General features: G+C 73.6%; 12 protein-coding genes. 11 read left to right on the top strand and 1 reads right to left on the bottom strand.

The window, feature by feature from the left end; translation table 11 throughout:
• The first annotated feature begins 107 nt into the window (after positions 1 to 107).
• From IEY73_RS29390 to IEY73_RS29360, 8 genes are all read left to right on the top strand, one after another.
• A complete protein-coding gene (locus IEY73_RS29390; protein ID WP_189082596.1) occupies positions 108 to 1241 on the top strand; it encodes a glycosyltransferase family 4 protein in 1134 nt (377 codons plus the stop codon).
• On the top strand, positions 1238 to 3538 hold the full coding sequence (locus IEY73_RS29385) for a hypothetical protein (RefSeq protein WP_373292900.1): 2301 nt from the start codon (positions 1238 to 1240) through the stop codon (positions 3536 to 3538). Before IEY73_RS29390 ends, IEY73_RS29385 begins: the two co-directional genes overlap by 4 nt.
• A 45-nt stretch (positions 3539 to 3583) precedes the next feature.
• Entirely contained in the window at positions 3584 to 5344 is a 1761-nt protein-coding gene (gene pyrG, locus IEY73_RS29380) for a CTP synthase (RefSeq protein WP_189082595.1), read from the top strand.
• Complete coding sequence (locus IEY73_RS29375; RefSeq protein ID WP_189082594.1) at positions 5341 to 5925, top strand: NUDIX domain-containing protein; 585 nt, start codon at positions 5341 to 5343, stop codon at positions 5923 to 5925. Before pyrG ends, IEY73_RS29375 begins: the two co-directional genes overlap by 4 nt.
• A gap of 161 nt (positions 5926 to 6086) precedes the next feature.
• A complete protein-coding gene (ald, locus tag IEY73_RS33895) occupies positions 6087 to 7202 on the top strand; it encodes an alanine dehydrogenase (RefSeq protein ID WP_229716267.1) in 1116 nt (371 codons plus the stop codon).
• Positions 7199 to 8116, top strand: a complete 918-nt coding sequence (locus tag IEY73_RS29370) for a tyrosine recombinase (protein WP_373292902.1) — start codon at positions 7199 to 7201, stop codon at positions 8114 to 8116. The genes ald and IEY73_RS29370 overlap by 4 nt, the downstream gene beginning before the upstream one ends.
• Before the next feature lie 114 nt (positions 8117 to 8230).
• Positions 8231 to 9163 carry a ParA family protein gene (locus IEY73_RS29365; protein ID WP_189082592.1) on the top strand — a complete coding sequence of 311 codons (933 nt, stop codon included), beginning with the start codon at positions 8231 to 8233 and terminating at the stop codon, positions 9161 to 9163.
• Positions 9164 to 9838: a zinc metalloprotease gene (locus IEY73_RS29360; RefSeq protein WP_189082591.1), complete on the top strand. Its 675-nt coding sequence runs from the start codon at positions 9164 to 9166 to the stop codon at positions 9836 to 9838. It abuts the gene before it with no gap.
• A gap of 29 nt (positions 9839 to 9867) precedes the next feature.
• On the opposite strand, the gene IEY73_RS29355 is transcribed toward IEY73_RS29360, so the two are convergent.
• Entirely contained in the window at positions 9868 to 10836 is a 969-nt protein-coding gene (locus IEY73_RS29355; RefSeq protein ID WP_189082590.1) for an ABC transporter substrate-binding protein, read from the bottom strand.
• Positions 10837 to 11063: 227 nt separating this feature from the next.
• On the opposite strand from IEY73_RS29355, the gene IEY73_RS29350 reads away from it, so the two are divergent.
• The 3 genes from IEY73_RS29350 to IEY73_RS29340 all read left to right on the top strand — a co-directional run bounded on the left by IEY73_RS29350 (position 11064) and on the right by IEY73_RS29340 (position 14576).
• On the top strand, positions 11064 to 12398 hold the full coding sequence (locus IEY73_RS29350; protein WP_229716266.1) for a segregation/condensation protein A: 1335 nt from the start codon (positions 11064 to 11066) through the stop codon (positions 12396 to 12398).
• Between the two features lie 482 nt (positions 12399 to 12880).
• Positions 12881 to 13855 (top strand): SMC-Scp complex subunit ScpB, encoded by a 975-nt coding sequence (gene scpB / locus IEY73_RS33890; RefSeq protein ID WP_373292901.1) that lies wholly within the window; start codon positions 12881 to 12883, stop codon positions 13853 to 13855.
• Positions 13842 to 14576 (top strand): pseudouridine synthase, encoded by a 735-nt coding sequence (locus IEY73_RS29340; protein ID WP_189082588.1) that lies wholly within the window; start codon positions 13842 to 13844, stop codon positions 14574 to 14576. Before scpB ends, IEY73_RS29340 begins: the two co-directional genes overlap by 14 nt.
• Positions 14577 to 14593 lie beyond the last annotated feature (17 nt).

The raw sequence follows: 14593 nt of genomic DNA, 5'->3' as shown, positions 1-14593 counted from the left end.
GCCGCGCCGTCCCCGCCGCCGGCCGCCGCCCGGGTCAGCGGGGCGGCCAGCGCGGACCGCGCCGGGCGTGCCGACCCGCCGGGGCCGCAGCAAGGAGAGGAGAGGCCGTGACCGACGCCGCCCGCGAGGACACCTGGCGCGGCAGCGTGGCGCTGGTCCTGGCCTCCAGCACCGGTGGGGTCGGCGGGCACGTCGCCTCGCTGGCCCGCGGCCTGCTCGCGGCGGGCTGCCGGGTGCTGGTCTGCGGCCCGGCAGCCACCGACGAGCACTTCGGGTTCACCGCGTGCGGCGCCGGTTTCGCCCCGGTGGAGATCCCGGCCGGCCCGGGGCCGCGGGACTCCGGTGCGGTGCGCGCGCTGCGGCGGGCGCTGGCGCAGGAGAAGCCCGACGTGGTGCACGCGCACGGGTTGCGCGCCGGGTTCGTCGCGGTGCTCGCCCGTCCCGCCGTGCCGGTGGTGGTCACCTGGCACAACGCGGTGCTGGCCACCGGCCTGCGCGGGCAGGCCGCCGCGGTGGCCGAACGGGTGGTCGCCCGCGGTGCCGCGCTGACCCTGGGCGCCTCGGAGGACCTGGTCGCCCGCGCCCTCGCGGTGGGCGCCCGCCGGGCCCGGCTGGGTGCGGTCGCCGCCCCGCAGGGCAGGCCGCCGCGCCGCTCGCGGGCCGCGGTGCGCGCCGAGTTCCGGGTCGCCGCCGGGGTTCCGCTGGTGGTCTCGGTCGGCCGGCTGCACCCGCAGAAACGCCACGACGTGCTGATCGCCGCCGCCGCGCGGTGGCGCACCCTGACGCCCGCCCCGGTGGTGCTGATCGCCGGGTCCGGGCCCAGCTACATGGATCTGGCTCAGCAGGTGTCGCAGGTGCGCGCGCCGGTGCACCTGCTGGGGCACCGCGCCGACGTGCCCGACCTGCTGGCCGGCGCGGACCTGGCGGTGGTCACCAGCGACTGGGAGGCTCGTCAGTTGTTCGCCCAGGAGGCGTTGCGGGCCGGGGTGCCGCTGATCACCACCGCCGTGGGCGGGCTGCCCGGCCTGGTCGGTGACGCCGCGGTGCAGATCGCGCCGGGTGATGTGGACGCCCTGGACGCGGCGGTGCGCGACCTGCTGGCCGATGCGGACCGGCGGGCCGGTTACGCCGCGCGGGGACCGCGGCGGGCGGCCGGCTGGCCGGACGAGGCGGCCACCGTCGCCGACGTGCGGGCCGCGTACGCGAGCGTCGTGCGCGACACCGGGGCGGGCCGCGGGTGAGCCGGTGGCCTGCCGGGCTGCGCCGGCTGCGGCGGGTGCGGCGCACCGGCGTGCCGGCGCGTGCCGCACGGACCTGGGTGCCGCATCTGCTCGTGGCGCTCGCCGCGGTGGCCAGCCTCGGCGGGCTCGCGGTGCGTCCCGGCCCGGCGCCCCAGCAGCAGCCGGCGGACTACGTGGTGCTGGCCGGCGCGGCCGGGCTGCGCTGGGACGATCTGGACCCGGTGCGCACCCCGAACCTGTGGGCGGAGGCGTCCCGGGGGTCGGTGGGCTGGCTGTCGGTGCGCTCGGCCAAGGCCACCACCTGCCCGGCGGACGGCTGGCTGACCCTGGGCGCGGGCAACTACGCCGCGTTCGGCGGCGGCCGGGTCGCCGGGGCCTGCCCGCCGGCCGCCCCGGCGCTGACCCGCCCCGACGGCATCGGCGCGGACCTCGGCGACCAGCCGCACGTGGTGCGCGACAACGCCGACCTGTACCCGTACCGCACCGTGCCGGGCGCGCTGGCCGAATCGCTGCGCTGCACCGTCGCGGTGGGCACCGGCGCGGCGATCGCCGCCGCCCGCCCGTTCGGCCGGGTCGACCGGTACGAGCCGCGGCTGCCCGCCACCGGGGTGCGGGATCTGTTGTCGCTGTGCGTGCTGAGCATCGTCGACCTGGGCACCATCACCGGCGGTGGGGCGTCCCGGCGGGCCGCAGTGGCCCGCGCCGACGCCACCCTGGGCCGGCTGGTGGCGAACCGGCCGGACCGTTCCCTGATCATGGTGGCCGGCCTGGCGGACACCAGCCCGCAGCAGCGGCTGCACGTGGCGATCGCCGAGGGGCCGGGCTGGCAGCAGGGGTGGCTCACCTCGGCCGGCACCGGACGCGACGGATACCTGCAACTGGTCGACGTGGCGCCGACGGTGCTGGCCGTGCTGTCCCGGCCGCCGCCGGAGAACCTGTTCGGCGGCCGGGCCGCGATCAGCGTGCCGGACCGGCCCGCGGACCTGCGCGACGCGGTCGGCGGCGACCACGACGCCGACCGGCGGGCGCTGGCCCAGCGCGGCATCGCCGAGACGTTCTTCGCGGTGCTGGCCGGCGCGCAGGTGATCCTGTACGCGCTGGCCGTGCCGCTGATGATGCGCGCGCGCCGGCACGCCGGCCCGCGCGGGCCGGCCCGCGCGCCGCGGCTGCTGGTCGCCGTCCTGGAGGTGCTGCTGACCGCCGTCGCGCTGGCGATCCCCGCCGGGCTGCTGGCCGACGCGGTGCCGTGGTGGCGCAGCGGCCGGCCGGGGCTGACGTTCGCCGCGCTCACCGCGGCGCTGATCGCGGCCGGGACCGCGCTGGTGCGGCTGGCGCCGCAGTTCCGGCGCACCCTGTGGCCGATGGGTGCGGTCGCCGCGGCCGGCACCGTGGTCATCGGCGCGGACCTGATGACCGGCGCCCGGCTGCAGCTCAACGGGGTGGCCGGCTATTCCGCGATCGAGGGTTCCCGGTACGCCGGGGTGGGCAGCGTCGGGCTGGGCGTGTTCGTGGCCGGGGCGTTGGTGGTGGCGGGCTGCCTGGCGCAGTGGGCGCAGCGGCCGTGGCGCCCGGTGGTGGTGGTGCTGCTGGGCGGGTTCGCGGTGGTCGTGGTGGGCAGCCCGTACCTGGGCGCCGACCCGATCGGCGCGGTCGCGGTGACCGCCGGGGTGTGCGTGGCCGCGGCGATCAGCGCGGGCGGCTGGCTGACCCTGCCGCGCTTCGCCTGGGCCACCGTCGCCGGGCTGGCGGTGACCATCGGCTTCGCGGTGCTCGACGTGCGCCGCCCGGGGCTGGAACAGGGCACCGTGGGCCGGTTCCTGAGCGCGCTGGGCAACGGCACCGGCGGACCGGCCATGCAGCGCACCGCCGCCGCCAACGGGGTGTCACTGCTGGACAGCCCGCTGACCGTGCTGGCCATCGTGGGCGCGCTGATGCTGGCGTTCTGCCGGTTCTCCCCGTGGGGTGGGTTGAATCGCCTGTTCGGGTTACATCCGGCGCTGCGGGCGGCCGGCGCCGGCACCACCATCGCCTCGCTGATGGCCGGGGTGTTGGGCGGGTCGGCGCTGACCGTGCTGGGCGCCGCAGCCGCGCTCGCGGTGCCCACCGCGGTGCTCACCACCCTGCGGGTGCTCGACCACGCCGCCGACCGCACCCCGGCCGACGGGCAGTCCGAGGGGCCGGGCGGCCCCGGCATCGCCGCCCCCGGCACGCCCGCCGCGGACACGCGCGGCGACCTGCCGCTGCGGGCCCGCGGGGCGGATGGTGTTACCGTGGAATCCCGTGGATGGCGCCGTTAGCGCTGGTCTGCACGACAACATCCGGACCGACCACGGGAGCAGGTCTTGGCCGTCACAGTGCGCGACACCCGGCACATCTTCGTCACCGGGGGCGTCGCCTCCTCGCTGGGAAAGGGCCTCACCGCCTCCAGCCTCGGCAACCTTCTGACCGCCCGCGGCCTGCGGGTCGTGATGCAGAAGCTCGACCCCTATCTGAACGTCGACCCCGGCACGATGAACCCGTTCCAGCACGGTGAGGTCTTCGTGACCGACGACGGCGCGGAGACCGATCTCGACGTCGGGCACTACGAGCGGTTCCTGGACCGGGCGCTGTCGCAGAAGGCGAACGTGACCACCGGGCAGATCTACTCGGCGGTCATCGCCAAGGAACGCCGCGGGGAATACCTGGGCGACACCGTCCAGGTCATCCCGCACGTGACGAACGAGATCAAGGAGCGCATCTTCGCGATGGCCGCGCCCGACGAGTACGGGCGCACCCCGGATGTGGTGATCACCGAGGTCGGCGGCACCGTGGGCGACATGGAGTCGCTGCCGTTCCTGGAGGCGATCCGCCAGGTGCGCCACGAGATCGGCCGGGAACAGGTCTTCTACCTGCACGTGTCGCTGGTGCCGTTCCTGGCGCCCTCCGGCGAGCTGAAGACCAAGCCCACCCAGCACTCGGTCGCCGCGCTGCGCAACATCGGCATCCAGCCCGACGCGCTGGTCTGCCGCAGCGACCGGGAGATCCCGGAGAAGCTCAAGCACAAGCTGTCGCTGTACTGCGACGTGGACCGCGAGGCGGTGGTCGCGGCGCCGGACGCGCCGAGCATCTACGACATCCCCAAGGTGCTGCACCGTGAGGGCCTGGACGCCTACGTGGTGCGCCGGCTCGGCCTGTCGTTCCGCGACGTGGACTGGTCCACCTGGGACGACCTGCTGGAGCGGGTGCACCACCCGCGCCGCACCGTCACCGTGGCGCTGGTCGGCAAGTATGTGGATCTGCCCGACGCGTACCTGTCGGTCAGCGAGGCCATCCGCGCCGCCGGGTTCGCCAACCGGGTCCGCGCGCAGGTGCGCTGGGTGCCCTCCGACGACTGCGAGACCGCGGCCGGAGCCGCCGCCGCCCTCAAGGGCGTGGACGGCATCGTCATCCCCGGCGGATTCGGCATCCGCGGCATCGAGGGGAAGATCAACGCTTCCCGGTACGCACGGGAGAACGGCATTCCGATCCTCGGGCTGTGCCTGGGGCTGCAGTGCATGACCATCGACGCGGCCCGGAACCTGGCCGGTCTGGAGGGCGCCAACTCCCTGGAGTTCGACGAGCGCGCCGCCCACCCGGTGATCTCCACGATGGCCGACCAGGAGGACATCGTCGCGGGTCGCGGCGACATGGGCGGCACCATGCGGCTGGGGGCCTACCCGGCGGCGCTGACGCCCGGCTCGATCGTGGCGCAGGCGTACGAGGGCACCGAGATCTCCGAACGGCACCGGCACCGCTACGAGGTCAACAACGCGTACCGGGATCGGCTGTCGCGTGCCGGGCTGCGCTTTTCCGGCACCTCCCCGGACGGGCGGCTGGTGGAGTTCATCGAGCTGGACCGCGACGAGCATCCGTTCTTCGTGGCCACCCAGGCGCATCCGGAGCTCAAGTCGCGGCCGACCCGCGCGCATCCGCTGTTCGCCGCGTTCCTGCGCGCCGCGGTGGAGTACGCCCGCTCCGGGGAACTGCCGGTGGACACCGACGCCGACGCGGCCGCGCCCGCCGCCGGGCCGGTCGCCGCGCAGCAGGGCCCGGCGGAGACGAAGACGGCGGTGCCCGCGTCATGACCGCCTTCGAGCACCGCACGGTGTCCCGCGCGCAGCGCTACGCCGGGCCGATCTTCGCGGTGTACTCCGACCAGGTGACCATGTCCGACGGCGGCGTGGTGAGCCGCGATGTGGTGGAGAACGTGGGCGCCGTCGGCGTGATCGCCCTGGACGACGCCGACCGGGTGGTGCTGATCCGCCAGTACCGGCACGCGGTCGGCGGTGAGCTGTGGGAGATGCCCGCCGGGCTGCGCGACGTGGACGGCGAGCCGCCGCTGACCACGGCGGGCCGGGAACTGGTCGAGGAGACCGACTACACGGCGCGGCGTTTCGACCTGCTGGTCGACCTGCACACCTCGCCCGGGTTCAGCAACGAGAGCATCCGCATCTTCCTGGCCCGCGACGTGGCGCCGGTGCCGGAACAGGATCGCCATCCGCGCACCGACGAGGAGGCGGACCTGGAGATCGTCTGGTTCGACCTGGACGAGGCGGTGGCCATGGTGCTGCGTGGCGAGATCACCAACGCGGCGACGGTGTGCGGGCTGCTGGCGGCGGCGCGGGCCCGCGCCGACGGCTGGGCGACGCTGCGCCCGGCCGGCTAGAACCGGCCGGCTAGGCCCGGCGGGTGTGGCCGGACGCGACACGTTCTTGACCTGCGGGCAACAGGACGGCGGTAGCGTCCACTGCGTGGGACGGTAGTGTGCGAGGCAACCCGCCCGGGTGAGCCCTCGACGTCTCGTGCCGGAAAGGACGGTGTCGGCTCGTGAAGGTCGGCATTCCCAGCGAAGTCAAGAACAACGAGTTCCGGGTGGCGATCACCCCGGCCGGGGTCTTCGAGCTCACCCGCGCCGGGCACCAGGTTCTCGTGCAGGCCGGTGCCGGGACCGGCTCGTCCATCACCGACGACGACTTCGCCGCAGCCGGGGCCACCGTGGTGGCCGATCCCGATGAGGTGTGGGGCGCCGCCGAGCTGGTGCTCAAGGTCAAGGAGCCGATCGCTGAGGAGTACCACCGGATGCGCCGCGGGCAGGTGCTGTTCACCTACCTGCATCTGGCCGCCTCCAAGGAGTGCACCGACGCGCTGATCGACCGGGGCGTCACCGGCGTCGCGTACGAGACGGTGGAGCTCGGTGACCGGTCGCTGCCGCTGCTGGCGCCCATGTCGGAGGTGGCCGGCCGGCTCGCGCCGCAGGTCGGCGCGTACCACCTGATGCGCTCCGGCGGCGGGCGCGGCGTGCTGATGGGCGGGGTGCCGGGGGTCTACGCGGCCAAGGTCGTGGTGATCGGCGCCGGCGTGTCCGGCATGAACGCCGCCGCGATCGCGCTGGGCATGCAGGCCGAGGTGCTGGTGCTGGACAAGAACATCGCCAAGCTGCGGGCGGCCGACGCGGACTACCGCGGCCATCTGCAGACCATCGCCTCCAACGCCTACGAGATCGAGAAGGCGGTGCTCGACGCCGACCTGGTGATCGGCGCGGTGCTGGTGCCCGGCGCCAAGGCCCCGAACCTGATCTCCAACGAGCTGGTGTCGCGGATGAAACCGGGCAGCGTGCTCGTGGACATCGCCATCGACCAGGGCGGCTGCTTCGAGGATTCGCGCCCGACCACGCACGCCGACCCGGTCTATCCGGTGCATTCGTCGATGTTCTACTGCGTGGCCAACATGCCCGGCGCGGTGCCGCACACCAGCACGTACGCGCTGACCAACGTCACCTTGCCGTACGCGGTGGAACTGGCCAACCGGGGATGGCGGGAGGCGGTCCGCGCCGACGCGGCCCTGGCCCTGGGCCTGAACACCCACGACGGGCAGGTCGTCTACGGCCCGGTCGCCGAGGCGCACGGCATGGCGGTGACCCCGCTCGCGGAGGTGCTGCGCTGAGCCTGGACCGGGTGGTGCGCACCTATCTGGACCACCTCGCCGTGGAGCGCGGCCTGTCCGGCAACACCGTCGCGTCGTACCGGCGGGACCTGGAGCGGTACGTGGCGGCGCTGACCGCGGCCGGGATCGGTGAGCTGTCCGCGGTCGGCCCGGCGGACCTGGAACGGCACCTGGCCGGGCTGCGCTCCGGTGACGACACGCACCCGCCGCTGTCGGCCGCGTCGGCCGCGCGGGCCGTCAGCGCGGTGCGCGGGCTGCACCGCTTCGCGCTGCGGGAAGGGCTGACCGGGGTGGACGCCGCCCGGGAGGTGCGCCCGCCCGCGCCGCCGCGGCGGCTGCCCAAGGCGCTGGACGTGGACGCCGTGGAACGGCTGCTCGCCGCGGCCGGCGGGGACGATGCGGCCGGGCTGCGCGACCGGGCGCTGCTGGAACTGCTCTACGGCACCGGGGCGCGCATCTCCGAAGCGGTCGGCCTGGCGGTGGACGACCTCGACCTGTCCGGCGACGCCACGGTGGTGCTGCACGGCAAGGGCGGACGCACCCGGATCGTCCCGGTCGGCCGGTACGCGCGGCGGGCCGTGGAGGCGTACCTGGTGCGCGGCCGTCCGGTGCTGGCCGCGGCCGGGCGCGGCACCCCGGCGGTGTTCCTCAACACCCGCGGCGGGCGGCTGTCGCGGCAGAGCGGGTGGAGCATCCTGCGCCGCGCCGCGCAGGCCGCCGCGGTGCCGGGGGAGGTGTCCCCGCACACGCTGCGTCACTGCTACGCCACGCATCTGCTGGACGGCGGCGCCGACGTCCGGGTGGTGCAGGAGCTGCTCGGCCACGCCTCGGTGACCACCACCCAGGTCTACACGCTGGTGACCGTCGACCGTTTGCGTGAGGTGTACGCCACCGCACACCCGCGCGCTCGTTGACCGGTGCGCATCCGTCGGCTCTCCCCGCGCGACACGCCGGGTGCTGAGCCCGGAAGCCCGCCCGCGGTGGCGTAAAGTCGGGCATCGGCCGCGGGTCGGGAGGGGGCGAGGACAATGGCGGGCAACGGCGACCGGGCGGAAGCCTGGACTTCCACGCTCCGGGAACAGCAGAATTCGCTCGATCTGGGAGCGGACCTGGGCCCCGCGGACCCGACCGCGTACACGATGCGCCGGCCGATCCCCGAGCCGATGCCCACCGACCGGCACGGCCCCGCGCGGATCATCGCGCTGGCCAACCAGAAGGGTGGTGTGGGCAAGACCACCACCACCATCAACCTGGGCGCCGCCCTGGCGGAGTACGGCCGCAAGGTGCTGCTGGTCGACTTCGACCCGCAGGGCGCCTGCTCGGTCGGTCTCGGCGTCAACCCGCACAACCTCGACCTGAGCGTCTACAACCTGCTGATGCAGGACGACGTCACCGCCGAGGACGTGATCATCAAGTCCGATGTGCAGGGACTGCACCTGCTGCCGGCCAACATCGACCTGTCCGCGGCCGAGATCCAGTTGGTCAACGAGGTGGCCCGGGAGATGGCCCTGGCCCGGGTGCTGAAGTCGGTCCGCAAGGAATACGACTTCATCCTGATCGACTGCCAGCCCTCGCTGGGCCTGCTGGCGATCAACGCGCTGACCGTGGCGCACGGGGTGCTCATCCCGCTGGAGTGCGAGTTCTTCTCGCTGCGCGGGGTGGCGCTGCTGCTGGACACCATCGACAAGGTGCGCGAGCGGCTCAACTTCGACCTGGAGCTGGAGGGCATCCTCGCCACCATGTACGACTCGCGCACCACGCACTGCCGTCAGGTGCTGCAGCGGGTGGTCGAGGCGTTCGGCGACAAGGTCTACCAGACCGTGATCACCAAGACGGTCAAGTTCCCCGAGTCCACGGTGGCCGGCGCGCCGATCCTCACCCTCGACCCGGCCTCCTCCGGCGCGCGCAACTACCGGCAGCTCGCCCGGGAGGTCATCGCGGCCAAGGCGGAGCGGGACTAGTTGCTGTTCGCCCTCGGCCAGCCGGTGGCCTTCGCCGGCCTGCTGCTCGCCTTCCTGCTCGCGTTGCTCATCCGCGCGTACGCCGTGCGTCTCACCGCGCGCAGCCTCGGCCTCACGCACGAGCGTGAGCCGGTGACGCCGCGGCTGCGCGAGGACGTCGACCCGTTCGGTGCGGTCGCCGCCGCGGTCGGCGGCGCCGGCTGGGGCAAGAGCGTCAGCGTCGACGAGGTGCCGCGCTTTCGTGGCCGTGGCCGCGCCGCCGCGGTGTTTCTGGCCGGCCCGCTGGCCGTGCTGCTGGCCGCCCAGTTGTTCTTCCTGGCCTTTGTGCTGGTCTACCCGGACGCGTTCGGGTTGTCCGCGCTGCGGTTGTCCGACGTGCTGCGCGGCCAGTTCGGCGGCGATTTCGGCGCCCAGTTCCTGCTCGCCGTGGCCTGCGGGCTGACCGGGTTCGGGCTGCTCGCGCTGGTCCCGATGCCGCCGCTGGACGGTTTCGGGGCGTTGTGGTCGGCGCAGCGCCGCCCCGGGCCCGGCATGCACGGATACCGGTTGTGGTTCGAGGAGAAGAACATCGGCGTCGTGGTGCTGCTGGCGTTCAGCTTCTTCCCGCTCGGCCAGCCGTTGCTGCTGCTGCCGCTGGACGCCGTCGGGACGCTGTCGCTGCGCCTGTGGGGCTGACAGTCCCCGCCGGTGGGCCGGGCGGCGGGTCAGGAACCCGGCGGCGTGCCGGGCAGCAGGGCGTCCAGGTCCGGCTCGCCGGTGATGATGCCGTCCTGTTCGGCCAGCTTCGCCAGCCGTTGCAACGACGCCCGGTTCACCGTCGTCGGCCACGTCGGCAGGATCATCGAGATGCGCACCACGTCGGTGATCGTGGTGTAGGTGCCGACCACGTCGCGGACCTCCTCGGGGTGGCCGTCGGCGTATCCCAGAGATTCGTCGATCGCCGCGGTGAACCGCTTCACCAGGTCCGGGTTCTTGTCGATCAGGCCGGTGTCGGTGAAGTACGCCGCCACCGTCATGTCCGGGGCGGTGTCCACCAGGTTCGACGCGATGATCCGCCCGCCCTGGGTCAGGGTGGTGGACAGCGTCGGCTCCACCACCCACGCCGCGTCCACCGTGCCGCCCTGCAGGGCCGCCGGCATGTCCGGGAACGGCATCGCCACGAACTCGATCCGCGACGGGTCGCCGCCGGCCTTGCGCACCGACTGCCGCACCGTGGTGTCGCCCAGGTTCTTCAGGGTGTTCACCGCCACCCGCTTGCCGGCCAGTTCGCTGGCGTCGCGGATCGGGCTGTGCTGGTCCACCGCGATCGCGGAGAAGTCCCGGCCCTGCCGGCCGTTGGAGGTGATGCCGTTGGCCACCATCTTCACCGGGGCGCCGTCCGCCTGCGCCGCCATCAGCGAGGTCACGTTGCTGAACCCGAACTCGTACTTGCCGCTCAGCACGCCCTTCACGATCGGCGCGCCGCCCTGCTCGGCCACCAGGGACAAGTCGATGCCGCGGCTGCTGAAGAAACCCTTCTGCTTGCCCAGGTAGATCGGGGCCACGTCGACGATCGGGATGACTCCCACGCTGACCTTGGTCGCCGGGGCCGCGTTGTCGGCGTCGCCCGCGGAGCAGGCCGCGGCCGGCAGCAGCGCCATGACGGCGGTGACGGCGGCGAGGAAGCGGCGCATGAAGGGTCTCCCGAGGTCAGAGGCGTGATCCAGTCGCAGGCACGGTACCTCGCGATCACGTTGGCGAGATCGGCCGCTTCGGTCGAACCTGTTCGCCGAATGGGATCATCCGGGGGTTACCCGTTGATCTCGCAGACGTTGGACGGACGGAGGGTGTTTACGCGGCTTCTGGGAGTGAACGGTTGAGTGCTGAACAGGTTGTCGGACCGGTGGTCTACCGTCGTCACGTGCCCGAGCAGCCCGTCCCCGACGCCGTGACCGACCCGCCCCAGGTCACGGCCTCACCCGCGCCCGGCCCGCCGGACCCGGGCCCCACCGCGCCGGGCTCCCCGGGTGATCTCGCGGTCCGGGCTGACGGCGACGGAGACGACGGCGCCAAGGTCGACGGTGCCAAGGTCGACGGTGCCAACGCGGACGGTGCCAAGGTCGACGGTGCGGAGCCCGGCGGCGCTGAGGTCGACGGCGCGGAGGCCGACTCCGGCAAGTTCACCGTCCGGCTGGACAACTTCACCGGCCCGTTCGACCTGCTGCTGCAGCTCATCGGCAAGCACAAGCTGGACGTCACCGAGGTGGCGCTGCACCAGGTCACCGACGACTTCATCGCCTACATCCGCGCCATGGGCGACGACTGGGACCTCGGCGAGGCCAGCGAGTTCCTGCTGGTCGCCGCCACCCTGCTCGACCTCAAGGCGGCCCGGCTGCTGCCCGCCGCCGACGTCGAGGACGAGGAGGACCTGGCCCTGCTGGAGGCCCGCGACCTGCTCTTCGCCCGCCTGCTGCAATACAAGGCGTTCAAGGAGGCCGCGGCGCACCTGGCCCACCTGGAGGAGGCCGGGGCGCGGCGCTGGCCCCGAGCCGTGGCCATGGAACCGCGCTTCGCCGAGGCCCTGCCCGAGCTGGTACTCGGCGTCGGACCGCAGCGGCTGTTCAAGCTCGCCCTCAAACAGTTCAGCCCCAAACCCGGGCCGCCCGAGGTGTCCATCGCGCACATCCACCAGACCCGGGTCAGCGTGCGCGAGCACGCCACGCTCCTGCGGGACCGGCTGCGCCGGGCCGGGTCGGCTACGTTCACGTTGCTGGTCAGCGACTGCGAGAACACACTGGAAGTGGTGGCCCGGTTCCTGGCGTTGCTGGAGCTCTACCGCGAGGGGCTGATCGACTTCGAGCAGCCGGTCTCGCTGGACGAGCTGACCGTGCGGTGGATCGGCGGCGACATCCCGGACGCCGACCTGGACATCGACGACTACGAGGGCACGCCACCACCGGCCGAGACGCCGGACGGGGCGCCGGCGGCGGCGGTCACCGACGCCGACATCGCCGCCCTGGCGGGCGACCCGCCGGAGGAGCCCGGCCCGCCCGCCCCGGCGGGGGAGTCCGGCCCGGTGGGGGAGTCGGGCCCGGTGGGGGAGTCGGGCCCGGCGGGGGAGTCCGGCGCGGCGGAGGAGCCCGGCTCGTCCGCCCCACCCGAGAGGCCGGGCGATGCCGCTTCGGCCGGCCCCGCCCCCGAACCCGTCGCCGGACCGCCCGGCGACGCCGACACCGATCGTGAGGAGAAGCCGTGAGCGACGACCGTCCCCAGTCCCTGGCCGCGCAGGCTGCCTCCTGGGTGCCGCCGTGGGAGCGCGGATCCCGCACCCCGGACCGCGACTACCAAGCCGCAGTCACCGCCGACCAGGAGCCGGACGAGACCACCGAGCCGCCGGCGGAATCGCACGCTGCGCCGCCCGAATCTCCCGAGTCGCCCGAGGCACCGGAGTCGCCGGAGGCGCAGGCCGAGTCGCCGGAGGCCGCCGCCGAGGTGCGGGCCGCCGCGCCGGACATCCCCGAGGCACGGGCCGGCGAGGCGCAGGTCGCCGCGGACCAGCTACCCGCCGCGTACGGTCCCGATGCCGGCCCCGGCGCGCCGGACACCCCCGAGGTCTCGCCCGTGCCCGGGGAGACCGAGCCGGAGGCCGTGGTCGACGAGCCGCAGGAACTGCCCGAGGAGCCCGCACCCGAGCCCACCGATGTGGGCAGCGTCCCCGAGGTGCCGGTGCCCGCCCCGATCGAGGAAGCGGCGCAGGAAGAACCCGTCGTGGCCGTGGACGCCCCGGTCCCCGACGGCGAGGACGCCGGTGACGTGTTCGACACCGCCGCCGACGACGACGTCAGCAACGACCAGGAGGTCGACCTGCCGTTCGCCGAGGAGGTGCCGGAGCGCGACGACGAGGCCGACGGGATCGACGAGACCGACGAAGCCGACGGGATCGACGAGGCCGGCGGGGTCGGCGAGGCCGGAGAGGCCCCCGGCGCCGACGCGCCGGCGCCGGCCGTCGAGCCACCGGCCGTCGAGCCACCTGCCGTCGAGCCGCCCGCTGGCGCGGCCGCGATTCCCGCCCAGCCGCGCACACGGCGTACCCGAAACACCGCCGCGACGCCCGGCCCGGACGGCGCCGGGGAACAGATCTCGCTGCCCAGCGTGCCCACCCTGATCGACGAAGCCGAGTTCCGCGCCGCGCTGGAGGCCATCCTGCTGGTCGTCGACGAACCCGTCGCCGAGATGCAGCTCGCGCAGATCATGGAACAGCCCACCGAGCGGGTGGCGACCATGCTGGAAGACATCTCGGCGCGCTACACCGCCGCCGGGCACGGCTTCGACCTGCGGCGCGCCGCCGGGGGATGGCGGCTTTACACCCGGCCCGAGTACGCGGCGTACGTGGAACGGTTCGTGCTCGACGGACAGTCCGTACGGCTCACCCAGGCCGCGTTGGAGACACTGGCCGTGGTCGCTTACAAGCAACCCGTGACCCGCTCCCGGATCTCGGCCATCCGCGGTGTGAACTGCGACGGCGTCATGCGTACGCTGGCAACCCGCGGTCTCATCGAGGAATGCGGCACCGAACCGGAGACCGGTGCGCATCTCTACCGGACCACCCCGCTGTTCCTCGAAAAGCTCGGCCTCAACTCGGTCGAGCAGTTGCCGCCGCTAGCCCCGTTCCTGCCCGACGACGTGGAAGAAGTGCTCGATGCCTCAGGCTGACACGGCCGAACGCCTCCAGAAGGTGCTGGCGGCGGCCGGTGTTGGTTCGCGGCGCGCCTGCGAGGATCTGATCTATCGCCGGCGCGTCACCGTGAACGGCAAGGTCGCCCAACTCGGCGACAAGGTCGACCCGGCCACCGCGGAGATCCGCGTCGACGGCCAGCGTGTGATCACCGACACCAAGCTGGTCTACCTCGCCATGAACAAGCCCCGCGGCGTGGTGTCCTCCATGGACGACGATAAGGGACGCACCGAGCTCGCCGACTTCCTCGGCGGCTTCGAGCAGCGGGTCTTCCACGTCGGACGGCTGGACGCCGACAGCGAGGGGCTGCTGTTGCTCACCAACGACGGCGCGCTGGCGCACAAGTTGATGCACCCGTCGTACGGGATCGCCAAGACCTACCTCGCCGAGGTCGCCGGGCCGTTGCCGCGCAACGTCGGCAGGCGGTTGCAGGCCGGCGTGGAACTGGACGACGGGCCCGCCCGGGTCGACAAGTTCCGCCTGGTGGACGCCCTCGGCAAGACCGCCCAGGTGGAGATCACCCTGCACGAGGGGCGCAAACACATCGTGCGCCGGATGATGGACGAGGTCGGGCACCCGGTCTCCCGGCTGATCCGCACCGCGGTGGGGCCGATCCGGCTCGGTGACATGCGCCCCGGGGGTTTCCGGCGGCTGTCCAACGCCGAGATCGCCGCGCTGTTCAAGGCCGTCGGGGACTGAGTTTCCCGCAGCGGGTA

It is taken from the genome of Mangrovihabitans endophyticus (genome assembly GCF_014646155.1).
In the GTDB taxonomy this organism is placed as follows: domain Bacteria; phylum Actinomycetota; class Actinomycetes; order Mycobacteriales; family Micromonosporaceae; genus Actinoplanes; species Actinoplanes endophyticus.
This window is presented reverse-complemented; position numbering and strand designations above follow the sequence as displayed.

Excerpts from the sequence above, each read along its gene's own strand:
- IEY73_RS29375 (WP_189082594.1), top strand. The coding sequence starts at position 5,341 with ATGACCGCCTTCGAGCACCGCACGGTGTCCCGCGCGCAGCGCTACGCC.
- IEY73_RS29355 (WP_189082590.1), bottom strand. The coding sequence starts at position 10,836 with ATGCGCCGCTTCCTCGCCGCCGTCACCGCCGTCATGGCGCTGCTGCCG.
- IEY73_RS29365 (WP_189082592.1), top strand. The coding sequence starts at position 8,231 with ATGGCGGGCAACGGCGACCGGGCGGAAGCCTGGACTTCCACGCTCCGG.
- IEY73_RS29340 (WP_189082588.1), top strand. The coding sequence starts at position 13,842 with ATGCCTCAGGCTGACACGGCCGAACGCCTCCAGAAGGTGCTGGCGGCG.